Genomic DNA, 22,262 nt, shown 5'->3' on the forward strand with positions numbered 1-22,262 from the left:
TTCGGCGGTACCGCGAGCTATGACTCGACCCTGAACGGCAAGGTGCTCGACCTCGCGATTCAGGAGGCAGTCAACCACCTCGTCGAGCAGGTGGACGCGGGCGGCCTCAAGGCGGCGCAGTGATCGTTACGAATTCCATTTGATTCGCGTAAGAATAGGAAAGGACCATGAAACGGGGTATTGGGTTGCCGCTGACTGCGGCGCTCCTGCTGCTTGCGGGATGTGCGGCGCAGACGACGCCGCCGCTCTATCAGTGGAACGGCTATCAACCGCAGGTGTACGAGTACTTCAAGGGCAAGACGTCGCCGCAAGAACAGATCGACGCGCTTGAAAAGGCGCTGCAGGAGATCCGCGCGAAGGGCAACACGCCGCCTCCGGGCTTCCATGCTCATCTCGGGATGCTGTATGCGGGCATTGGGGACGGGCAACGCGCTGGACAGGAATTCCAGGCAGAGAAACAACTGTTCCCGGAATCTTCGGCCTACATGGATTTCTTGATGAAGAAGAAGCCTGCCCAACAGTGACGTGCGCCATGTTCAAAACGACTTCATTCAAAGTGCTGTCCGTGCTCTCGATCGTCGCGCTATTGAGCGCATGTGCTCAGCCGGCGAAGCATACCGACTACACCGCTTTCAAGAGGAGCCAGCCGCGTTCGATCCTCGTCCTTCCGCCGGTGAACGAAACCAACGACGTCACGGCGACCTACGGCATGCTGTCGCAAATGACGCAGCCGCTTGCCGAAGCCGGATACTACGTTGTGCCGGTTGCCGTGATGGACGAAACCTTCAAGCAGAACGGGTTGACCAATGCCGCAGAAATCCAAAGTACATCGGCCGCGAAGCTGCGGGAGATCTTCGGTGCGGATGCCGCTCTGTATTCGAAAGTGACGCAGTACGGCTCCGTGTACCAGATCGTGGACAGCACGACCATGGTTGCGGCTTCGGCAAAGCTCGTTGATCTGAAGACCGGTGACGTGCTGTGGGAAGGCAAGGGGCGAGCAACCGGCAAGGAAATCGGCAACAACGTCAACGTTGGTGCATTCGGGATTGTCGGCGTGCTCGTGCAGGCGGCGGTCAAGCAGATCGCGCATTCGTTGTCGGACGAAGGCCACGATGTTGCCGCACTGACGAGCAACCGGCTCCTGTCGGCAGGGCCGCCGAACGGATTGTTGTTTGGCCCGAGGTCACCAAAGCACGACACGGATTAACGGTCCTCCGACTGGCGCCGGTGGTTCACGCGTGGTGTTTCTTTATATATAAGGGATTTAAAAACAAATGCATGGTTTGATTGCTTGGTTGGTAACCGGTGCGATCGCGGGTTGGCTCGCGGGTCTGTTGGTACAAGGCAGCGGATTTGGCCTGATTGTCGACATCGTCGTCGGCATCGTGGGGGCTTTCGTTGGGGGTTGGTTGTCCGGTGTGCTGCATGTATCGTTCGGCGGCGGCTGGATCGGTTCGATCGTTACCGCGGTCATCGGGGCAATTATGCTGTTGTTTGTGATTCGAAGCGTCAAGAGCATGCTTTAATAAAAAGGGATATGTGAGGCTGCGGCAAAGTTGTGTCGCAGCCTGTTCCGCGAGTCGCCGGAAAAATGAGTTCGCAAGTCTTGTAAAAAATTGCCCTGGTTCCGGTAATGATGATTCGGCGTCTCAATCAGTTTGCGTGAATCGCGTTGTGTTTCATATGCCACCTCGATGCGTGTAGATTTTTTCCAGCAATTTGTCACAAAAAATCAAAAAAACCTGCAATGAATATAAGAAATACCGTAGCGGCTTACGGCGTTGTGCTTGCTTGCACCATCTTCGGAAATTTGGTGCAAGCAGCACAGCCTATCCAAGTACTGACTATCGACCAACTGGATAACGCTGCCTCATTGCCCATTCCTCACCCACGTGCGATCAAACACCACCGCGCACACCGCGATGTGCCAGCGGACGCGTCCAAGGCTCAACCGCGGCCGGCTAGCGCCCGAAGTGACGAATCCGGAGATCCAATCGCAACGTTTGCGCGAGAAGCATCGGTGAGCGGGCATGGCGTCCGTAGTCACCGTCGGAAGACGGCAACCTTCGCTTCCAGCGTGGCAGCAGGGTTTTATCGCGTCAATTCGGGCGATACCATCACACATATCGCGACGCAGTTCGGTCAGCAGCCGACCGCCTTGATGAACTGGAACAGCCTCGCTTCGAATTCGTCGCTTCAACCGGGGCAGGTCCTGCGGGTCGGACCACCTGTCGAAGCGCGATTCGGTGGGGCACCGCGTTGAACGAAGACACTGAAAAACCGATCCCTCGGGCCGGGCTGTCGTGAGAAGTGACCGCAATGGGGCCCACTCCCGACCATGGTTGCCGGAGCGGTCCGAAGTCGGTTGTGGTACATGACCTTCGGATCGATCGAGCAACTGATTGATGAAGTGTTGCCGTGATCTCAGCTATATCCGATCGCTGAAGTCGAGCGGTACTTTCGCTTGTTCGCACTTCGCGAGGAGGACGAATCGAAGCTTGATGGCGCCCCATCGGGGCGTGAACGATGCGCGCCGCCAAGCTGAACGACTGCGTTTCGACGACGCGAAGGGCAACGAATTGGAATCCCCTGAAAACGCTCTCACCAAACACGAGTGGGTCGAGCGTTGCATCGCTCGCTGCCTTATGCGCAGCTCGATTGGACGCGAGGAAGCACGACGGTATGCCGAGGCCTTATACCTCCTTCGACAAGCGCCGCTCGCCATCATCCCCGAGGTGGCGGTTGACGGCGATATGACCTACTGGAGATAGCACACTGTCCAAAAGCTACTCGCCGTGATGGTCGTACCGCTGTTGGAGGTTTTGGACGCGATCGGCCGTTCAGTTGCGGAGGCCATGCCGCGTGCGTTGCAGGCGAGCAAGCCAGCCCGCGCGTTTGCCACGCAACGGCCGCGGTTCGGGGGCTCATCGCGCCAGTCCTTGCAGTACCGTTGTCGATAATCGCGCTATTCGAGTCGGATGGCTCGACAGCGTTGTCAATTTGAAGTGCTGGTCAACACCGGGCTATCTGAAGTTTGCCAGCGGCACCTCACATAGGTCCGTGGACTACCCGGCCACCTGATCAGTGAAAATCGCGTCGGTCTCGATGTTCTTGGTCTTTCCCGCAATCAAATCAGCCTCGTCAACCAACGCTTGATGCAGCAACGTGAACACGGTTTTCACGCGTGCGGTCCGATAGCGATCGGGGTGGACCAGCAGCCATATCTGCGACCAGCAGTCTTCCGGCAGCGTCTCGAGCTTGACGAGCTCCGGTCGAGTGTCAGCGAGAAAGCAGGGCAGGACGGCCAAGCCCAAGCCTCGCACACATGCTGCGCACATGCTGATGAACGTGCTGAAGACAAATGCGATGCGCTCGGGGGGCTGCAGTTTTTCCATCCAGGTCAGGACGCGATGTTGGCTTTGCGTAGCTTCGAGAGCAATCCATTCGTGCGTATGCCAATCAGTCGCCGGCGATTCGTTCAGATACGCCCGGGAGCCGTATACAGCGAACACGAGATCACCGATCTTTTTTGCGATCAGGTTTTCCGGCGCACGTTGTGCGGGTCTGATCGCGATATCGGCTTCTCCTCGTGACAGGTCGTGCATCATGTTCGAGCTAAGGATGTCGAATCGAATCTCCGGATACGTCGTGCGGCACCGGCGGAGAATCGGCGGCAAGACGCTGTCGACAAAGCTCTCCGTCGTCGCAATGCGAACGATGCCACTTGGCCGCATGTCTTGACCGGCAACCAATCGAAGCGATTTGGCTGCCAGCGCATCGATTTCCACGCCGGCCATGGCCAATTCCTCTCCAGCGGGCGTTGCCGAATAGCGCCCGCGCTGACGCTCGAACAGGCGTACTCCCAGATTGAATTCGACTGCCGTGATCCGCCGAAAGATGGTGGCGTGGTTGAGCCCCAGGCGGCGCGCGGCACCCGAGAGCGACCCGGTTTCGTGAATGGCCGCAACCAATCGAAGATCGTTGAGATCGCATGTGGCTTGCGAATTTGCAAGTGAGCTTTGCATGTTTTCTGAATGTGCTTGCAGGTTTGCAACTGATACGCTTGCTGGACGTTTGGTAAAGAACGTTTGGGCAGGTGTTGAGGTGATCGCCGAACGTCAGGCAGAGCGCTTGCGCGCGTGAATGTGTGCCGTGTCGAGTAGCGCGGTCATGCAAAGTACAGAAAACATGGTATTTGGGCCGCAATGAAGTTTGGTTATGCACGAGTCTCGACCGAGGAACAGCATCTCGATCTGCAACTGCAGGCGCTGCAAGCGCATGGTTGCGAACACATCTATTCCGACCGTGGCGTATCGGGAGCGACATTCGATCGACCCGGTTTGAACGCGGTGCTGGATGCGCTCGTCCCCGGTACCACCCTGGTGGTCTGGCGTCTCGATCGTCTGGGACGCTCGCTCACACGACTCGCCGAACTCATTGAAACGCTGAATGAGCGACGGGTCCGTGTCGTCTCGCTGACGGAACACCTCGATACGGGCTCGACCAGCGGGCGATTCGTCTTTCACATGCTGAGTGCACTTGCCGAATTCGAGCGCGACATCATCAGCGAGCGGACGCGCGCGGGAATGGCCGCCGCACGAGGGAAGGGACAACACGTCGGGCGACCGGCCGCACTATCCGTATCCCAGATCGAACAGGCGAAAATCCTGCTTCGAACCCACCCTGCCGATTCCGTTGCGCGTGCGTTGAACGTGCATCGAACGACGCTATGGCGCTACGTGCGCAAGAGTTGCGAAATGCGGGCCGCGCACTGACTGTCCCGATGCTCACGTTTCCATCAATGATCCAGCGCGGCTGAATACTCGCCCGCTACCGCCCGTGCGCCGCCTCCTGCCTTTGAACTCAGCAACGCCCCAATCAGATTTGATCGGGACGACGCGATTGTTGACATATCTGCCCGGCCGTCCACGTCATGGAAATGGGCGCCGGGCGTCAGACTTCCCAAACACGTTCTTGTGATTCCGGCCCGATTCATTCCAGCGCCCGGTGTCCGACCGACCGACGAACATCTGCCGTTCTGGCGCCGAATTTCATGGAGCGTGAGACGCGGATCTTCCCTTCGCAGCAAAGGCAGCGTGTGATGGCGTTCCGAATCGTAGGCGCTCATTATAGTGAAGATAAATCTGGTGGAGTGATAATAATTAAGGTTTTGTCGATTTTCGGGATATTCTGATTTTATTTGTAGGGAAATCCTTACGTGCCGTGTAGGCGGCTATTTATTTATTTCGCGATTTGATAATTGTGCTGTTTGTTGTGGACAGATATTAATTCAAAAAAATAAAATGTGCGTGTCTCGGGTCGACATGGATCTTCCCTTGAAGGAGGTTGCCTGAGCCTTGCACCGGCCATCGCGACTGTGACTCGATGTTCACGACAGGTATGAGTAATGGCGACCGGAAAAAAGATCGGATATGCACGCGTTTCAACGGACGAGCAGCATCTGGACATGCAGCTAACGGCATTGAAAGGATGCGGATGCGAGGCGATCTGCTTCGACAAAGGCATTTCGGGTGCCCGCATGGATCGTCCTGCCTTGAAGCAGGCTCTCGATTTACTGGGCGCCGGGGACACGCTGGTCGTATGGAGGCTTGATCGACTCGGCCGCTCGTTGACGCACCTCGCGAAAATCATGGGGAATCTGAACAAGCGGAAAGTGCACGTCATGTCGCTTACCGAATATATCGATACCCAATCTTCCAGCGGGCGATTTACGTTTCACATGCTCGCAGCGCTTGCGGAGTTCGAGCGCGGACTGATCAGCGAACGTACGCGGGCGGGGATGGCGGCGGCGAGGGAGCGCGGTAGCCGTATCGGTCGACCCAAGGCGCTGACCGATGTCACGATCGCGGAACTGGACAATCTTCTGCAGGACAATTCGCCTGCCCAGGTTGCCGAGAAATTGAACGTTCACCAGTCGACGCTGCGGCGCTACATCCGCGACGATGGCGAAAGCCAATGAGCGTGTGCGGAGCCGAGGGGTACGGCTCGCCGGCATCAATCGATCTGCAAATCGTGTCGGATGGCATAACGGACTAGCTCGGCATTATTCGTGATGCTGAGCTTTTGCATCAGCCGCGCCTTGTGCGTGCTGATGGTCTTGGCGCTCAAAGAAAACTCCGCGGCGATCTCGTTGACCGTCTTGCCGGTCACCAGCCGCTTCAGCACCTGCAGTTCGCGCGAGGACAGCACGTCTTCTGCCGTCGGCTCGAGCGCAGCGACGTCGAACACGACTGCGTCGACCAGTAGAGGATCGATGAATCGCCCTCCGCGCGCCAGCTTGCGAATAGCGGCCAGCAGCACATCGGGGTCGCTGTCCTTCGTCACATAGCCGGTAGCGCCGGCGCGAAGGGCGCGAGAGACGGTCTGAGGGTCATTATGGACGCTGAGAATGAGCATGGGTAAAGCGGGATGTTCTTCGCGAACACGGCGGATCAGATCGATACCGCTGAGTCCTGGCATGGTCATGTCCAGGAGCACCACGTTCACGGGTAGCGAGCGAAGCATCTCGAGCACTTCGGCGCCTTGGGCGGCCTCGGCCACGACCTGAATGTCAGCGGTCGTAGCGAGAACCTGATGGATGCCACTGCGAACGATTGCGTGGTCGTCGGCAATCAGCGTGCGAATCATCGAAGAAATATCCAGCGAGAAAATCGTGGTCGACCCCCGGTATTGCGCCATGGGGATCGACGCGATCGTCAATATAAGGGCGCGAATGCACGCATAGGGCAAATCGTACTGAACGGGACACTCGGTACTAATACGCAATTGTAAAATACTTCTTTGACAATTAACCTTTTGGTCCACACCGTTTTTCATGCGTCAAGCGGGCCCATCGGCGATGCGCCCCCTTATGTCCCGCTCAGAAGTTCCGCGCCGTCATATCGTCCGATGAATCGCAGACAAATCCTCGTTGCCGGTGCCGGCTCCGTTCTGAACATTGCATCCCGTGGTGCAACGCCGTCATTCGCGAAAGCGCGCGTGGTCTTCCTCAATCCCGGAGAGTCGACCGAGCGAGAAACCGGCCAGCATTGGCAGCTTGTCTCGAAGTTCATGTCGATCGCGGCTAAAAATTTCGGCATGCAATTCGAGGTGCTGTACGCCGAACGCGACCACATGCTGATGCTGCGTCAGGCGGAGGAGGTGGCCAATAGGGCCGACGCTCCAGATTACGTCGTGATCGTCAACGAAAAGATGGCTGCGCTAGACATGCTTCGGCTCTTGAGCCGAACGTCCTCGAAAATCGTGCTGATCCACAATGATCTGACGAACGAGCAACGGCGCATCGTTGGCGACGAACGTCGACGAATACGCAACTGGATCGGTACCCTGACAGCCGATGCCAATAGCGCCGGCTACCGACTCATGGACTGTCTCTGTCGCGATCGTCGCTTCGCGCGCCTTCGCGTCATCGGAATCACGGGGGATCCCAATACCCCGGTATCCATGGAACGGGCTACAGGCGTCGGCTCGTGGCTCGCCCGGGCGCCGCACGCGCACGTCAATCAATTGGTGTTCAGCAACTGGAGCTTTTCGGACAGCTACGAGAAGGCACTCGTCCTGCTGGCCCGTTATCCCGAAACGAACGTCATCTGGGGAGCGAACGATTCGATTACGTTGGCAGCGCTCAAGGCAGCCGAGACGCGTCAAGTACGAGCCGTTGTCGGTGGAATCGGGGCGTTGCAAGAGGCGCTCCTGCGCGTGATGAAGGGAACGCTTCGTGCAATGATGGCCGGCGACTACTTCATCGGGGCGTTCGCGATGGTATTGATCAGTGACTATCACAACGGTCGGGACTTCGCGACGCGCGGCGGCGCCCGAATCAAAGCGGATTTTCTCACGGTCGTTCAGGCTGAAAATGCCGCGTCGTACTACGACGCGATATTCCTTCATCCGCATGAACTGAACTTCGGTGTCTATTCGAAATCCCGATATCGAAACGATGGCCCATACGACTTCAGGCTGAGCCGCCTGCTCGGCAAAGAGATGGCGACAGCTTGATGTCACGTCTGGCTCGCTCGCTCAGGGTTTTGTTGAGTTCGCTCAATTTGCATCGCAAATTGATGTTGTCGTTGCTTGTGCTTGTCGTGTTGACGGCGGGCTTGGCCGGTTACTCGCTGACTCAACACGGGCGCAAGGCGCATCTGGCCGAGCTCGAGGGCAAGGCATCGCGTATCGCCGAGCTCTTGAGTGCCGCACTCGATCAACCTCTGTGGAACGTCGACAAGGCGTCGATAGATGTCCTTTTGCGCACGCTTGCGTCCAATCAGGAGGTCGTGGAATTCACCGTGTACGACGCGCGGTTCGGTGTGGTTTCGTCAGTGCGGCCGCAACCTGATACGGAACCTAACGATGCAGTCGTTCGCGTTCGCGACATTTTCCACGCAGCGTCCGGCGATGCTCCGCGGGAAAAGCTGGGTCAAATACGCGTCGTCTTGTCGAAGTCGCTCATGGAACGTGAAATCCGGCACGAGCAACTGGCCGTGCTGGCCACGATGGCACTGCTCCTCGCGATGCTCTATGTCGCGATTCATCTTGTTCTGAGGTCAGCCGTTCATACGCCGATCAATCGGCTCAAGGCGGCAATCGACGCAATCGCTTCCGGTGATCTGGACGTCGAGTGTCCGGTCGCGTCGACAGACGAGTTCGGTCAGTTAGCCATACGGATGAACTCCATGGTGCATCGTCTGAGGAATTCGACGGCACTTCTGCGGGAAAGCGAGACGAAGTATCGACGGATCTTCGAGAATGCGATCGAGGGGATATTCCTGCTCCACCGGGACGGACGCCTGTGTGAAGCAAACCCGGCAATGGCCCGTGTACTCGGATATCAGTCGACCGAGTACTTGATCAACGGCAGTGCCGCGACACGTGAATCGCTGGTGTTCTCCCCGATGCAGGTCAGAGCCTTGTTCGCCGCGTCGGAAATCGAGGAGCGGATCGTCGGGGTAGAATTGCGGATCAGGCGGCGCGACGGTGCGGCGATCTGGGTCGAGGTGAATGCGAGGAGCATACCGGATGGTAATGGGACCCCCGAATACATCGAAGGCGTGCTGACCGACATCACCGAACGGAGGCGGGCGCGCGAGAAGCTGCAGCAGCATCGCGACCGGCTGCAGTGCGAGGTGGCGGAACGACGGCGGGCGGAGGCCGACCTGCTCGGGTCGCGCGAACAGCTGCGCCGGCTGTCGGCCCGTATGGAGGAAATACGGGAGAGCGACCGCAAGCAGATCGCAATGACCGTTCACGACGAACTGGGGCAGTTGTTGACAGCATTGAAGATCGACGTTTCATTGCTGAAGGCGAAGCTTCCGGAAGACAGCCCGGAGCGGCAGAGAGCCGCGCAGATGTCCGGGTTGATCGAGAGGACGATGCGTATCGTCCGCGACGTGGCGAGCCATTTGCGACCGGTCGCGCTCAACTATGGCCTGGCTGCGGCGCTCGAATGGCTGGCGAGCGATTACATGCAGCATGGCGAGGTTCCCTGCCGGTTCCACATCGACGGTGACGAACCGGATCTGCCCGAGGCGCAATCGACGGCCATCTTCCGAATCGCGCAGGAAGCGTTGACGAACATCGCGAGGCACGCACAGGCGACGTGCGTGGAGATCCGGCTCGCCAGCACCGCTTCGAGCATCGAGCTGACGGTGACCGATAACGGTGCGGGCTTCGACCTGTCGACCGCATGCGGAAAAGGTTCATACGGCTTGTTGGGAATGGCCGAGCGAGCAAGACTGATCGGCGCGTGTTTGTCGATCAAGAGCGCGATCGGTGCGGGCGCGACCATCAGCCTTCGGCTGGATCGCATCGCAAGCGACATGAGCGTCCCCGACGTATCGGATGCTTGACGTGGACGAATGAGCCGCGCCGCACTCGGCACGGGTGGTCATTGCGCTCCCATGTCACGATTCCCGCTGAGCAGCGAGTGCTGCGCCACCCGGCGCGCGATTCTCGTGCGACTTCATCACGCGACGCACGGTTGCGGGATGAACGTTGAAGCGGCGCGCCACTTCCGAAACCGAGTTCGTTTCGAGAAGCATCCTCACTTCTTTGCAGTCCTTCGCAGTGAGCGCCGGCTTGCGGCCGACCCGCTTGCCGCGAGCACGCGCGGCCACGATACCGGCGCGTGTGCGCTCGCTTATCAAACGGCGCTCGAATTCCGCGAGCGCAGCCATCATGTGAAACACCAACGTTCCGCTCGCAGAGTTCGTATCGATCGATTCGCTTAGCGACACGAATCCCACCTTGCGTCTGCCGAGTTGGTTGATGAGCTCGATCAGCTTGCTGGTCGAGCGGCCCAGGCGATCGAGGCGCCAGACGATGAACGTGTCACCCGCGCGGAGCTTCGCCAGCGCCTTGTCGAGACCTGGGCGACGGAAGTTCGCACCCGAGACGCCCTGATCCGCGTACACGATGTCGCAACCGGCGCGAGCGAGCGCGTCTTGTTGAAGCGCGAGATTCTGTTCGTCGGTGGAAACGCGCGCATATCCCATTTTCATGGCCGGACTCCCGGCGGGTTCCCGCGGTGGCTGCTACGTCGCGGCTCGACCCAAATTCCGTCGAACCAAGTCTGCGTACGGACGCGATTCAGCACCGTCTGGCGCGGAATCGAACACGGCTTATCCATGGTGGTGTGGGGCGGAGGCCCGTTCTCTCTTTTCGAATCGACGTTTGCCACAGTGCTGCAGCACAAACATTTTTCCGGGCGCGGCCCTGTGCGCTTCGGGAACACGTCGATCGATGCGTGTGGTGGTGCGGCGCCATGGCACGTGGCTCGTCCCGAATCTCCACACGATTCGATCTGTTAGCAAATCGAAACATCTTTAAAAACTGTCAACTGCGCCGGATTGTACTCGACAAAAAGGAACCCTTTTGCAACGTGCCCACTGTCGCCCCGCGCCCCTTGCTGGGCGGAGCTCCGGCGGCTTCAAGAAAATTTTTCGCTACTTTCGCTCAAAGGTTCCCTTTTGCAACGTGCCCGTGGAAGCAGATTCAGATGGCCGGCAGGTGTGATCGCCGGCTTGCGTCGAGTGGGGTAACGGTTTGCGCGACGGCAGAGCGATCTGCCGTCGGTTGATCGAATGCCAGGCTGATTCTCCACCCGACACATCGTTGACGATGGGGAGCGGCATGGACATTCGAAAGCGCGCGCGTGTAGCGGAGCCGACCGGGGCGGCGGTACGTCATTTGCAGCGTCAGCACGACATCGCGGTGGCTCTGGCGACGCTGAAGGCTATCAACGCCGGCGCCGCGGAATTCGTGTTCCAGCCCGTGTGCGGTGCGCAGGATCGCAGCGCCGTCCTGTACCACGAAGGTCTGGTGCGCCTTCGGTCGTCGAGCGGTAGCGGTGTCCTGTTTCCCGGCCAGTTCATCCCCAGTCTTGAGCGTCTTTCGCTGATGCGCCATGTCGACGGATATGCCGTCAGCAAGGTCGCGGAGCACCTCGCCAGCCATCCCGAGTACTGCCTCGGCGTGAACGTCTCTGCATTGAGCGTCGGCGAGCATGCGTGGTGGGATCCGATCCTGGCCGATCTTGCGTCGATGCCGCAGGTGGCGCGACGCCTCGTCGTCGAAATTACCGAGACCGCGCGGCTGCGCGGGCCGCAGGCTGCGACGTTCGTCGCGCGATTGCGGGAATTGGGGTGCCGCGTCGCGATCGACGACATCGGCGAGGGGTATGGCGTCGAAACCGCGATGACGATCGGGACGCCCGACATCGTCAAGGTGGCCGGGTCTCTTCTCAAGGCGGCTTGCGAAAACGCGGCGGGCAGCGATCGGTTTGCGCGGCTGATCGAGATCGCCCGGAAGTGTGCGCGTTGTGTGGTCGTGGAGGGCGTGGAAACCGACGAGATGCTCGCGTTGGCGCGCGCAGCCGGTGCCGATTGGGTTCAGGGCAGGTACGTGGGAGTTCCGGAGAGGCGGTTCGACGATGCGGGTGCGACGCGGTCCGCGTGCACGTTTTGGCCCGCCGATGTCCTGAATGCACAGGACGCGTCGTGGGATGCGCCGGAATGGCTGTGTGAAGCGAATTCCGCCGACGTATCGGATGAGCCCGAAGGCGCCATTGACTGGGCGGTGCAGATGTTCGAACGCAATGCGGCCGCAGTGCTCGAGCGCAGCGTCACGCCTTCGCTGCGAGAGCAGGTTCGGGAGGCCTATGTGGCCGGTCTGGTGAGCGGGGTGTACGGCAAGCGCTCGGCCATCGCGCTGGTGATGCGCGATCGATTGGCCGCGGTGCTGATGTGGCAGAGCCGCACCGACTCGATGCGTTTGCTCAGACGCGTCGCGCAATCCGGACGGTATCACGGACGGCTTATTTCCGAGTGGTTTGCTGATAGCCCGAAAGCGGCTATGTAGCTCTTCGGCGGATCAGGTAAACCGGATAAATCGACATTAATTCCGCTTCTTGTGGATTTCGATATTTTTGAAAATCAAGATTTATTTCGCTTGGTTCGTTGATTTTTCGACGATCGGAAATTTATGTGGGTCTTCCGAAAGAGCGTATTAACGGGTTTTGTGATCACGCAGGGGAGGATTGACTGCTTTCTTTGGCACGAGGCGCCGCTTTGCAATACAAAAAAATATTGCACGGCGAAAACGGTGAGGTTGGAGGTTAATAATGAATAAAGCTTATAGAGTTATTTTCAGTGTGGTAAGGAATTGCTGGGTGGTTGTCAGCGAAATATCGAAGGCGGCCGGCAAGGGTGTTTCTGCTACGGTCGAATCGGCATTGCCGGTCGACGTGGCAGGGGGCTCGTTCGGAATGGCGACACCCATGCGAATCGCGATGGTGGGTGTGTTGATGCTGATCGCCGAATTTTCCGGCGGCAATTCGGCATACGCACAATTTTCCGCTTATGCGTGTTCACCAACGACGTCGGAGTATTACGGCGCATCTGGCGCGTTTTCCGGTAATCAACCATGGATGGCCGGTTGTAGCGCGGGCCAAGCGGCTGGCATTGAGGCTGGCGGTGGGGCATCCGGAATAAACTACATGTACGTCAATAGTGCCGGAGGCTTCATTACGATCAACACCGGGCCATTAAATATCAGCGCGCTCGGTGGTATCAACATCAGCAGCAATATCACGCTCTCTTCGAACAAGATCACCGGTCTTGCTGCGGGCACTGTGAGCTCGACCTCTACCGACGCCACCAATGGTAGTCAGTTGTTCTCGCTGTCGACGTCGACGTCGACCGGCATCGTCTCACTGTCGACGGCTCTGTCGACCACCAACGGCACGGTGACGTCGTTATCTACCTCGACTTCGACTGCCGTGGGATCGCTGTCTACCGGCGTAAGTTCGTTGTCGACATCGCTGTCGACGACCAACAGCAATCTGACGATGCTGTCGACGTCCGCGTCGAGCGGTATCAGCTCGGCCCAAAGCGGCGTGAATTCGCTGTCCACGTCCGTTGCGTCGACGAATAGCAGCCTGACGTCACTGTCGACTTCGACGTCGACGGCGGTCTCTACCGCAAATAGCGGCCTCACAAGCTTGTCGACCACGTCGTCGACTGCCGAGGCGTCGCTTTCCACGGGCGTGAACTCGCTGTCGACCGGGCTTTCGACGACCAACAGCACGATGACGTCGCTGTCGACGTCGGCGTCGACTGCGCTCTCCACAACGAACAGCAGCGTCGCGAGTCTGTCGACGTCGGCATCGACGGCGGTGAGTTCCCTGTCGACGGGTGTCGGCTCGGTCTCGACTGCGCTGTCAACCACCAACAGCAATGTGGCCAGTCTGTCCGTGGCGACGTCCTCTGGCCTCAGCACGGCGCAGAGCGGCATCGGTTCGCTGTCGACGTCGCTGTCGTCGACCAACAGCAATGTGATCTCGCTGTCGACTTCCGCGTCGACGGCGGTGTCGACCACCAGTAGCAGCATGACCAGCCTGTCGACGTCGGCGTCGACCGCGGCCGCTTCGCTCTCGACTGGCGTGACCTCGCTGTCGACGTCGACCTCGACGGCGATCGCCGGCTTTCAGCAGGGTCAGAACGGTGTGATGCGCAGCCAGTACAACCCGCAGACCGTGACGACGACGGCAACCGGGCTGAACGCACTCGCAGCCGGTAATGGCGCTAACGCAGCCGGCGACAATTCGGTCGCGTTCGGCACCAATGCCAGCGCGCCGGGCCTGGGCTCCGTTTCCATCGGTGACGGCAACGTCGCGAACGGCGAAGGCGCAGTCGCCATCGGCGATCCGAACGTCGCGACGGGCACGGGTTCGTTCGCGGGCGGTAACAACAACACGGCCGACGCCACGCAATATGGTGGTACGGGCGGTGCGGTTGCCCTCGGCAACTCGAACACCGCGTTCGGGCAAGGTGCCGTTGCGATCGGCAACAATGCATCCGCGTATGGTCAATCGGCCATCGCGCTTGGCGATGGGGCCGCGGCAGGCACTTCGGCTGCGCCGCAGACGGGCGATATCGCGATCGGCCTGAACGCAGCGACGACGGGCACGAACAGCGTTGCAATCGGCGCGAATTCGTCCGACGGCGGCCAGGCCAATGTGTTCTCGGTCGGCAGTGCATCGCAGCAACGCCGTATCGTCAATGTCGCAGCAGGCGTGAACCCGACGGACGCGGTGAACTACAGTCAGCTCAGTTCGCTGTCGACGTCGACTTCGACGGGTATCAGCACGGCGCAGAGCGGCGTGGATTCGCTGTCGACGGGGCTCTCGACAACGAACAGCAATGTGACTTCGCTGTCGACATCGGCTTCGACGGGTATCAGCACGGCGCAAAGCGGTGTGGATTCGCTGTCGACGGGGCTCTCGACAACGAACAGCAATGTGACTTCGCTGTCGACGTCGGCTTCGACGGGCATCAGCACGGCGCAGAGCGGTGTGGATTCGCTGTCGACCGGTCTCTCGACGACGAACAGCAACGTGACTTCGCTGTCGACGTCGGCTTCGACGGGTATCAGTACGGCGCAAAGCGGCGTGGGTTCCCTGTCGACAAGTTTGTCCACGACGAACAGCAATCTGACCTCGCTGTCGACGTCGACGTCGAGCGCCATCAGCACGCTGTCGAACAGCGCGGCCAACTCGGTCCAGTATGACGATTCGACGCACAGCAAGGTCACGCTGGGTGGCGTGGGTTCGACGACGCCGGTGACGCTGACGAATGTCGCAGCAGGCGCGAATCCGACGGATGCGGTGAACTACAGCCAGCTCAGCTCGCTGTCGACGTCGACTTCGACGGGCATCAGCACGGCACAAAGCGGTGTGGATTCGCTGTCGACCGGTTTGTCGACGACGAACAGCAACGTGACTTCGCTGTCGACGTCTGCCTCGACGGGTATCAGCACTGCGCAGAGCGGTGTGGATTCGCTGTCGACCGGTCTGTCGACGACGAACAGCAACGTGAGCTCGCTGTCGACGTCTGCCTCGACGGGTATCAGCACGGCGCAGAGCGGTGTGGATTCGCTGTCGACTGGCTTGTCGACGACGAACAGCAACGTGAGCTCGCTGTCGACGTCTGCCTCGACGGGCATCAGCACCGCACAAAGCGGCGTGGATTCGCTGTCGACTGGCTTGTCGACGACGAACAGCAACGTGAGCTCGCTGTCGACGTCTGCCTCGACGGGCATCAGCACGGCGCAAAGCGGCGTGGATTCGCTGTCGACGGGTCTGTCGACGACGAACAGCAACGTGACTTCGCTGTCGACATCGGCTTCGACCGGTATCAGCACGGCGCAAAGCGGTGTGGATTCGCTGTCCACTGGTCTCTCGACGACGAACAGCAGTGTGGGTTCCCTGTCGACGGGTCTGTCCACGACGAACAGCAACCTGACCTCGCTGTCGACATCGACGTCGAGCGCCATCAGCACGCTGTCGAACAGTGCGGCCAACTCGGTCCAGTATGACGATTCGACGCACAGCAAGGTCACACTGGGTGGCGTGGGTTCGACGACGCCGGTGACGTTGACCAATGTCGCAGCAGGCGTGAATCCGACGGACGCGGTGAACTACAGCCAGCTCAGCTCGCTGTCGACGTCGACTTCGACGGGCATCAGCACGGCACAAAGCGGTGTGGATTCGCTGTCAACGGGTCTGTCGACGACGAATAGCAACGTGACTTCGCTTTCGACGTCTGCATCGACGGGCATCAGCACGGCACAAAGCGGTGTGGATTCGCTGTCAACGGGTCTGTCGACGACGAATAGCAACGTGAGCGCGCTGTCGACGTCTGCCTCGACGGGTATCAGCACGGCGCAAAGCGGTGTGGATTCGCTGTCCACTGGACTCTCGACGACGAACAGCAGTGTTGGTTCCCTGTCGACGGGTCTGTCGACGACCAACAGCAACCTGACCTCGCTGTCTACATCGACGTCGAGCGCCATCAGCACGCTGTCGAACAGTGCGGCCAACTCGGTCCAGTATGACGATTCGACGCATAGCAAGGTCACGCTGGGTGGAGTCGGATCGACGACGCCGGTGACGCTGACCAACGTCGCAGCGGGTGTGAATCCGACGGACGCGGTGAACTACGGCCAGCTTAGCTCGCTGTCGACGTCGACTTCGACGGGCATCAGCACGGCACAAAGCGGTGTGGATTCGCTGTCGACCGGTCTGTCGACGACGAACAGCAACGTGAGCTCGCTGTCGACGTCTGCCTCGACGGGTATCAGCACGGCGCAGAGCGGTGTGGATTCGCTGTCGACTGGCTTGTCGACGACGAACAGCAACGTGAGCTCGCTGTCGACGTCTGCCTCGACGGGCATCAGCACCGCACAAAGCGGCGTGGATTCGCTGTCGACGGGTCTGTCGACGACGAACAGCAACGTGACTTCGTTGTCGACATCGGCTTCGACGGGTATCAGCACGGCGCAAAGCGGTGTGGATTCGCTGTCCACTGGCCTCTCGGCGACGAATAGCAGTGTGGGTTCCCTGTCGACGGGTCTGTCCACGACGAACAGCAACCTGACGTCGCTCTCGACGTCGACGTCGAGCGCCATCAGCACGCTGTCGAACAGCGCCGCGAACTCGGTCCAGTATGACGACTCGACGCACAGCAAGGTCACGCTGGGTGGTGTGGGGTCGACGACGCCGGTGACGCTGACCAATGTCGCGGCAGGCGTGAATCCGACGGACGCGGTGAACTACAGCCAGCTCAGCTCGCTGTCGACCTCCGCTTCGACCGGAATCAGCACGCTGTCGACGTCCATCGTCAACATGCAGCAAGGCCAGGGTGGCGTGGTGCGTAGCCAGTACGACCCGCAGACCGTGACGACGACTGCAACGGGCACGAACGCAATCGCGGGCGGCAATGGCGCAAGCGCAACGGGCGCCGATTCGGTTGCATTCGGTACCGATGCCAGCGCACCGGGCGCCGGGGCTGTCTCGATCGGCCACGGCAACGTTGCCAACGGTGTAGGCGCCGTAGCAATCGGCGATCCGAACGTCGCGACGGGCACGGGTTCGTTCGCGGGCGGTAACAACAACACGGCCGACGCCACGCAATATGGTGGTACGGGCGGTGCGGTTGCCCTCGGCAACTCGAACACCGCGTTCGGGCAAGGTGCCGTTGCGATCGGCAACAATGCATCCGCGTATGGTCAATCGGCCATCGCGCTTGGCGATGGGGCCGCGGCAGGCACCTCCGCTGCGCCGCAGACGGGCGATATCGCGATCGGCCTGAACGCAGCGACGACGGGCACGAACAGCGTTGCGATCGGCGCGAATTCGTCCGACGGCGGCCAAGCGAATGTGTTCTCGGTCGGCAGTGCGTCGCAGCAACGCCGCATCATCAACGTCGCCCCGGGTGCAGTGAGCGCGACCAGCACGGACGCCACCAACGGCCAGCAGCTGTATTCGTTGTCGACCTCGACTTCGACGGGGATCAGCACTGCGCAAAGCGGCGTGACATCGCTGTCGACGGCACTGTCTTCGACGGACAGCAACGTCGCCTCGTTGTCGACCGGTCTGTCGACGACGAATAGCAACGTGAGCTCGCTGTCGACGTCTGCCTCGACGGGTATCAGCACGGCACAAAGCGGCGTGGATTCGCTGTCGACCGGTCTGTCGACGACAAACAGCAGCCTGACTTCGCTGTCGACGTCTGCCTCGACGGGCATCAGCACGGCGCAAAGCGGCGTGGATTCGCTGTCGACCGGCTTGTCGACGACGAACAGCAACGTGAGCTCGCTGTCGACGTCTGCCTCGACGGGTATCAGCACGGCACAAAGCGGTGTGGATTCGCTGTCGACGGGTCTGTCGACGACGAACAGCAGCCTGACTTCGCTGTCGACGTCCGCCTCGACGGGTATCAGCACGGCACAAAGCGGTGTGGACTCCCTGTCGACCGGTTTGTCGACGACGAACAGCAACCTGACTTCGCTGTCGACGTCTGCTTCGACGGGCATCAGCACGGCGCAAAGCGGTGTAGGTTCCCTGTCGACGGGTCTCTCCACGACAAACAGCAATCTGACCTCGCTCTCGACGTCGACGTCGAGCGCTATCAGCTCGCTGTCGAACAGCGCGGCCAACTCGGTCCAGTACGACGACTCGACGCACAGCACGGTCACGCTGGGCGGGGTGGGGGCAACCACACCCGTGAGGCTGACCAACGTTGCAGCAGGTGTGAATCCGACGGACGCGGTGAACTACAGCCAGCTCAGCTCGCTGTCGACGTCGACCTCGACTGCCATCAACGGCGTGCAAAACGGCGTGACATCGTTGTCGACAGCACTGTCGTCGACGAACAGCAACGTGGCATCGCTGTCGACTGGCCTGTCGTCGACGAACAGCAACGTGGCATCGCTGTCGACCGGCCTGTCGACGACGAACAGCAACGTGGCATCGCTGTCCACCGGTCTCTCCACGACTGACAACAACCTCAACGCGTTGTCGACCGCTCTTGCGCCGCTGGTGGCTGTCACCGCGAAGGCAAACACGATCGGTGCCACTGCGTACGGTACGGGCGCGAGCGCTACGGGGCAAGGCGCGACGGCAGTCGGCATGGGTGCATCCGCTTCGGGCACGGACGCCACGGCGTTGGGCAAGAACGCGAATGCATCGGGGTCCGCCGCCACGGCGCTGGGTGCCAATTCGGTCGCATCGGCACCCAACTCGGTCGCGCTGGGCGCAGGCTCCGTCGCGAACGAGGCGAACACGGTGTCGATCGGCTCGGAGGGCAACGAGCGTCGTCTGACCAACGTGGCTGCAGGTGTGAACGGCACCGACGCGGCGAACATGAACCAGATCTGGCGCGTTCAGTCGAGCGTCAACCAGGTGGCTCGTGACGCCTACTCGGGGGTGGCCGCTGCTACCGCCCTGACGATGATTCCGGACGTCGACGTCGGCAAGACGATCGCGGTCGGCATCGGCGCGGCGACGTATCACGGCTATGCCGCATCGGCGCTCGGCGTCACGGCTCGCATCACGCAGAACCTGAAGATGAAGGCAGGTGTCGGCCTGACGTCGGCGGGTGTTGCGGCAGGGGCCGGCGTTTCGTACCAGTGGTAAGCACGTAGCAACGCGATCGGGGCGTCACGGTACGCCCCGATCGCGCGAAATCTGTTTCCCCCGTTTGTCGTGGCCTCGGGTGCCAGGAGTGCCACGACCTTTTTTGACGGGTGGGGAAGACATCTCAAAACTCAAGAAACTGTCGTGTGCGGGCGCGACCAGGAGCTGAACAATGAATGAAAGGCGAAAGTTGAAGGTCGGCGTGACGATCTATTTGCGCGAAGGTGCGCAGTCGATCTGGGAGAACGGAATTTTCCAGAACTGCTTCTTTCTGGTGATGCTGTTGAGGCGGTCACCGATAGTGGGAGAGGTATTTCTGGTGAATGGCGGGCCGGGGCGGCCGACAGACGCAGGCGACTTTCTGGCGCTCGCTCCGGCGCCGGTCATCGATCTCAATACTGCTCAGGAAAAACTCGACGTGACGATCGAGCTGAGCGCACAACTCGATGTCGTCTGGGCGAAGGCATTCAGGGAGAAGGGCGGGCACATCATCGGCATGCGCGTGGCGAACGACTACGTGATCGATATCGAACGCATGATGTTCGACAAGCCGCATGGGACGCTCGTATCCGGCACGCCGTACAGCGCCGTATGGACGTTGCCGGCATTCGAGATGACCTGCGCGGACTACTACGGTGCGACGATGCGTGCGCCGGTAAGGGCGATGCCCCATCTGTGGAGTCCAGCGTTGCTCGAACGTTCGATCCGGGACGACGGATCGGACCTTTCATTTGCCTACCAGCCCGGACGGGCGCGCTGGAGACTGGCGGTCCTCGAGCCAAACATCTGCATGGTGAAGACCTGCCACATTCCGATGCTGGTGGCCGATGTCGCGCATCGCCACGACCCGAACTTCATTGAAGTGCTTCGCGTGTTCAACGCGATGCGAATCAAGGAGGACCAGGTGTTCGTCGGCTTCGCGCGAAGTCTCGACCTCGTACGCCACGGTATCGGAACGTTCGAGCCGCGTATGGCCGTGTATCAGATCATGAGCCGCCAGGCCGATGCCGTCATTGCACACCACTGGGAAAACGGTCAGAACTATGTGTATTACGAAGCACTGCATGGCGGCTATCCGTTGATCCACAACTCGGCTTTCATCGGTGGATGCGGGTATCGCTACGCGGACTTCGATTGCGAGGAGGGAGCGCTCGCTCTTCGACGCGCGTATGCCGAACACGACGCCAATCTCGATGCGTATCGGCACGAGACACGGAAATTTCTCGCGACGCTGGATCCCGAATCGGATGAGAACGTTCGGATCTACTCGGCTGAACTCGAAGCGCTGTTCGCATGATTCGACGACAGGAATCGACATGAACGCGTAACCGCTGTCACGGCCACGTCACCCCGCCCAGTGGCAGTCCTCGCTCGCTGGAACGACGTGGCTTTTTGCAGGGCCGCGGCCGACGTGCCGCGGTCCCCTTTTTTGTCGTGCGGGGCGACACGTGAAGAACTGGACCGCAGGAAGCGGTGCGGTAGCAGCGGCGAGCAAAGATTCGGATAACAGGCGACCAATTGGGATGCGCTCGAACTACGGGCGCGGGTCGCCAACCAGATAGGGGTAGAAGAAATGCGGGTGGGAATTTCGGTACTGACGCACGAAGGCCAGAGCATCTGGGAAAACGGCCTTGGACAAAACGTGTTCTTTTTGGCGGGACTACTGAGGTCGCTTCCGGCGGTTTCTCAGGTCCTGCTGATCAACTGCGGCGATCGCACCACCGTGCCGCACGAAGCCGAAGCGCTGGCACAGGGCTATCCGCTGATGGCTGCGCGGGCGGCGACGGATCTGGTCGATGTCGTCATCGAGATGAGCGGTGGGCTCGACCTCGAGTGGGTCGACTACATTCGCGCACTGGGCAAGAAAGTCATCTTCATGTGCTGCGGTCAGCCGTACGTCGGTTTGATCGAACCTTCTATTTTTGAGCGGCGCGGCTTCTTTTCGAGAGCCGAGCGTTGCGACGAGATCTGGGTGCTCGGGAAGGATCGCGCTTTCATCCCGATGCTCAGATCGCTGCACCGGTGTCCCGTATTCGAGGTGCCGTATCTGTGGGATCCGGTGTTTCTGGATGCGCGCGCAAAGCAGGTTGAACAGAACGGTCATGCCTTTGGTTATGTGCTTCGGCGGCGGCGGACTGATGGAAACCAGCCACATGGGCTGAAGGTGGCAATCCTCGAACCCAATATCTCGGTGAACAAATGCTTCGCCGTGCCTGCGTTGATTTGCGACGAGGCATACCGAAAGGACTCGCGCGCCATCGAACGGCTAGACATCCTGAATAGCGTCCACATGGCAGAACACCCGACGTTCACGTTCCTGACGCGCTCGCTCAAGCTTCATGAAAAGCAGAAGGTGCACTTCTATGCGCGTCACGATTTCGTGGGGTACATGAGCCAGCACGCGGACGCCGTGGTCAGCCATCAATGGGGCAACGATCAGAACTACCTGTATTTGGATGCGCTTTATGGCGGTTATCCGCTCGTGCACAACTCGCCGTGGCTGATGGAGGCCGGCTATTTTTACGAGGGCTCCAACGTCAAAGAGGGTGCGGCGATGCTGCTCTTTGCCGCGTACGAACATGATGCCGGCCATGACGGATACATGCGACGTGCGCGCGCGCTGTTCTCCCGCTTGAGCCCGCACGACGCCGGCAATCGCGCGGCGTATGCGCAGCGATTGTTGCATGCGAGCCGGCAAACTATTGCCCGTGCGGTGGGATTTTGAGCGGCGATGGCCGTCTATCGGAAAGTGAGCGAGGCCACGGAGAAA

At 60.1% G+C, this 22,262-nt stretch carries 16 protein-coding genes and 2 pseudogenes; 14 read left to right on the top strand and 4 right to left on the bottom strand.

Features of this window, described 5'->3' with window-relative positions; genetic code table 11:
* From DPV79_RS43540 to DPV79_RS39015, 5 genes and pseudogenes are all read left to right on the top strand, one after another.
* Nucleotides 1–123: pseudogene (locus DPV79_RS43540) on the top strand (CsgG/HfaB family protein); the annotation flags it as partial.
* 44 nt (nucleotides 124–167) lie between these two features.
* Complete coding sequence (locus tag DPV79_RS38995; RefSeq protein WP_113047917.1) at nucleotides 168–524, top strand: DUF4810 domain-containing protein; 357 nt, start codon at nucleotides 168–170, stop codon at nucleotides 522–524.
* Nucleotides 525–532: 8 nt separating this feature from the next.
* Nucleotides 533–1,207, top strand: a complete 675-nt coding sequence (locus DPV79_RS39000) for a DUF799 domain-containing protein (protein WP_113047936.1) — start codon at nucleotides 533–535, stop codon at nucleotides 1,205–1,207.
* A gap of 67 nt (nucleotides 1,208–1,274) precedes the next feature.
* A complete protein-coding gene (locus tag DPV79_RS39005) occupies nucleotides 1,275–1,526 on the top strand; it encodes a GlsB/YeaQ/YmgE family stress response membrane protein (RefSeq protein ID WP_113047918.1) in 252 nt (83 codons plus the stop codon).
* A gap of 972 nt (nucleotides 1,527–2,498) precedes the next feature.
* Nucleotides 2,499–2,771 (top strand): hypothetical protein, encoded by a 273-nt coding sequence (locus tag DPV79_RS39015; RefSeq protein WP_133295773.1) that lies wholly within the window; start codon nucleotides 2,499–2,501, stop codon nucleotides 2,769–2,771.
* Between the two features lie 294 nt (nucleotides 2,772–3,065).
* Here DPV79_RS39015 and DPV79_RS39020 read toward each other — a convergent pair whose 3' ends face one another.
* On the bottom strand, nucleotides 3,066–4,025 hold the full coding sequence (locus tag DPV79_RS39020; protein WP_113047921.1) for a LysR family transcriptional regulator: 960 nt from the start codon (nucleotides 4,023–4,025) through the stop codon (nucleotides 3,066–3,068).
* Between the two features lie 180 nt (nucleotides 4,026–4,205).
* On the opposite strand from DPV79_RS39020, the gene DPV79_RS39025 reads away from it, so the two are divergent.
* Nucleotides 4,206–4,775 carry a recombinase family protein gene (locus DPV79_RS39025; protein WP_113047922.1) on the top strand — a complete coding sequence of 190 codons (570 nt, stop codon included), beginning with the start codon at nucleotides 4,206–4,208 and terminating at the stop codon, nucleotides 4,773–4,775.
* Between the two features lie 632 nt (nucleotides 4,776–5,407).
* Complete coding sequence (locus tag DPV79_RS39030) at nucleotides 5,408–5,980, top strand: recombinase family protein (RefSeq protein ID WP_113047923.1); 573 nt, start codon at nucleotides 5,408–5,410, stop codon at nucleotides 5,978–5,980.
* Nucleotides 5,981–6,015: 35 nt separating this feature from the next.
* Here the strand turns inward: DPV79_RS39030 and DPV79_RS39035 are convergent, their stop codons facing one another.
* On the bottom strand, nucleotides 6,016–6,648 hold the full coding sequence (locus DPV79_RS39035; protein ID WP_113047937.1) for a response regulator transcription factor: 633 nt from the start codon (nucleotides 6,646–6,648) through the stop codon (nucleotides 6,016–6,018).
* 261 nt (nucleotides 6,649–6,909) lie between these two features.
* Between DPV79_RS39035 and DPV79_RS39040 the strand changes: the two genes are divergently transcribed.
* Complete coding sequence (locus DPV79_RS39040; protein ID WP_113047924.1) at nucleotides 6,910–8,019, top strand: ABC transporter substrate-binding protein; 1,110 nt, start codon at nucleotides 6,910–6,912, stop codon at nucleotides 8,017–8,019.
* On the top strand, nucleotides 8,019–9,866 hold the full coding sequence (locus DPV79_RS39045) for a sensor histidine kinase (protein ID WP_165843628.1): 1,848 nt from the start codon (nucleotides 8,019–8,021) through the stop codon (nucleotides 9,864–9,866). Before DPV79_RS39040 ends, DPV79_RS39045 begins: the two co-directional genes overlap by 1 nt.
* 54 nt (nucleotides 9,867–9,920) lie before the next feature.
* Here the strand turns inward: DPV79_RS39045 and DPV79_RS39050 are convergent, their stop codons facing one another.
* Nucleotides 9,921–10,517: a recombinase family protein gene (locus tag DPV79_RS39050; RefSeq protein WP_113047925.1), complete on the bottom strand. Its 597-nt coding sequence runs from the start codon at nucleotides 10,515–10,517 to the stop codon at nucleotides 9,921–9,923.
* A gap of 631 nt (nucleotides 10,518–11,148) precedes the next feature.
* On the opposite strand from DPV79_RS39050, the gene DPV79_RS39055 reads away from it, so the two are divergent.
* Together DPV79_RS39055 and DPV79_RS43915 are read left to right on the top strand one after the other, a co-directional pair.
* Nucleotides 11,149–12,375: an EAL domain-containing protein gene (locus tag DPV79_RS39055; protein ID WP_165843629.1), complete on the top strand. Its 1,227-nt coding sequence runs from the start codon at nucleotides 11,149–11,151 to the stop codon at nucleotides 12,373–12,375.
* Between the two features lie 262 nt (nucleotides 12,376–12,637).
* A pseudogene (locus DPV79_RS43915) lies at nucleotides 12,638–13,195 on the top strand (ESPR-type extended signal peptide-containing protein); the annotation flags it as partial.
* Here the strand turns inward: DPV79_RS43915 and DPV79_RS43545 are convergent.
* A complete protein-coding gene (locus DPV79_RS43545; protein WP_244321886.1) occupies nucleotides 13,183–13,905 on the bottom strand; it encodes a hypothetical protein in 723 nt (240 codons plus the stop codon). The pseudogene DPV79_RS43915 and the gene DPV79_RS43545 overlap by 13 nt on opposite strands.
* Here DPV79_RS43545 and DPV79_RS39060 point away from each other — a divergent pair.
* The 3 genes from DPV79_RS39060 to DPV79_RS39070 all read left to right on the top strand — a co-directional run bounded on the left by DPV79_RS39060 (nucleotide 13,904) and on the right by DPV79_RS39070 (nucleotide 22,217).
* On the top strand, nucleotides 13,904–19,492 hold the full coding sequence (locus tag DPV79_RS39060) for a YadA-like family protein (RefSeq protein ID WP_244321887.1): 5,589 nt from the start codon (nucleotides 13,904–13,906) through the stop codon (nucleotides 19,490–19,492). The genes DPV79_RS43545 and DPV79_RS39060 overlap by 2 nt on opposite strands.
* Nucleotides 19,493–19,664: 172 nt before the next feature.
* Nucleotides 19,665–20,789: a DUF2827 domain-containing protein gene (locus DPV79_RS39065; RefSeq protein WP_113047928.1), complete on the top strand. Its 1,125-nt coding sequence runs from the start codon at nucleotides 19,665–19,667 to the stop codon at nucleotides 20,787–20,789.
* A 276-nt stretch (nucleotides 20,790–21,065) separates the two neighbouring features.
* Entirely contained in the window at nucleotides 21,066–22,217 is a 1,152-nt protein-coding gene (locus DPV79_RS39070) for a DUF2827 family protein (protein WP_113047929.1), read from the top strand.
* Nucleotides 22,218–22,262: the final 45 nt, after the last annotated feature.

This window comes from Burkholderia reimsis (assembly GCF_003294055.1).
Lineage (GTDB): Bacteria > Pseudomonadota > Gammaproteobacteria > Burkholderiales > Burkholderiaceae > Burkholderia > Burkholderia cepacia.

Bases quoted from the DNA above. Each gene is read 5' to 3' on its own strand.
- DPV79_RS38995 (WP_113047917.1), top strand. From the start codon at position 168: ATGAAACGGGGTATTGGGTTGCCGCTGACTGCGGCGCTCCTGCTGCTT.
- DPV79_RS39000 (WP_113047936.1), top strand. From the start codon at position 533: ATGTTCAAAACGACTTCATTCAAAGTGCTGTCCGTGCTCTCGATCGTC.
- DPV79_RS39005 (WP_113047918.1), top strand. From the start codon at position 1,275: ATGCATGGTTTGATTGCTTGGTTGGTAACCGGTGCGATCGCGGGTTGG.
- DPV79_RS39020 (WP_113047921.1), bottom strand. From the start codon at position 4,025: ATGCAAAGCTCACTTGCAAATTCGCAAGCCACATGCGATCTCAACGAT.
- DPV79_RS39025 (WP_113047922.1), top strand. From the start codon at position 4,206: ATGAAGTTTGGTTATGCACGAGTCTCGACCGAGGAACAGCATCTCGAT.
- DPV79_RS39030 (WP_113047923.1), top strand. From the start codon at position 5,408: ATGGCGACCGGAAAAAAGATCGGATATGCACGCGTTTCAACGGACGAG.
- DPV79_RS39035 (WP_113047937.1), bottom strand. From the start codon at position 6,648: ATGATTCGCACGCTGATTGCCGACGACCACGCAATCGTTCGCAGTGGC.
- DPV79_RS39040 (WP_113047924.1), top strand. From the start codon at position 6,910: ATGAATCGCAGACAAATCCTCGTTGCCGGTGCCGGCTCCGTTCTGAAC.
- DPV79_RS39045 (WP_165843628.1), top strand. From the start codon at position 8,019: ATGTCACGTCTGGCTCGCTCGCTCAGGGTTTTGTTGAGTTCGCTCAAT.
- DPV79_RS39050 (WP_113047925.1), bottom strand. From the start codon at position 10,517: ATGAAAATGGGATATGCGCGCGTTTCCACCGACGAACAGAATCTCGCG.
- DPV79_RS39055 (WP_165843629.1), top strand. From the start codon at position 11,149: ATGGACATTCGAAAGCGCGCGCGTGTAGCGGAGCCGACCGGGGCGGCG.
- DPV79_RS39060 (WP_244321887.1), top strand. From the start codon at position 13,904: ATGACCAGCCTGTCGACGTCGGCGTCGACCGCGGCCGCTTCGCTCTCG.
- DPV79_RS43545 (WP_244321886.1), bottom strand. From the start codon at position 13,905: ATGCTGCTACTGGTGGTCGACACCGCCGTCGACGCGGAAGTCGACAGC.
- DPV79_RS39065 (WP_113047928.1), top strand. From the start codon at position 19,665: ATGAATGAAAGGCGAAAGTTGAAGGTCGGCGTGACGATCTATTTGCGC.
- DPV79_RS39070 (WP_113047929.1), top strand. From the start codon at position 21,066: ATGCGGGTGGGAATTTCGGTACTGACGCACGAAGGCCAGAGCATCTGG.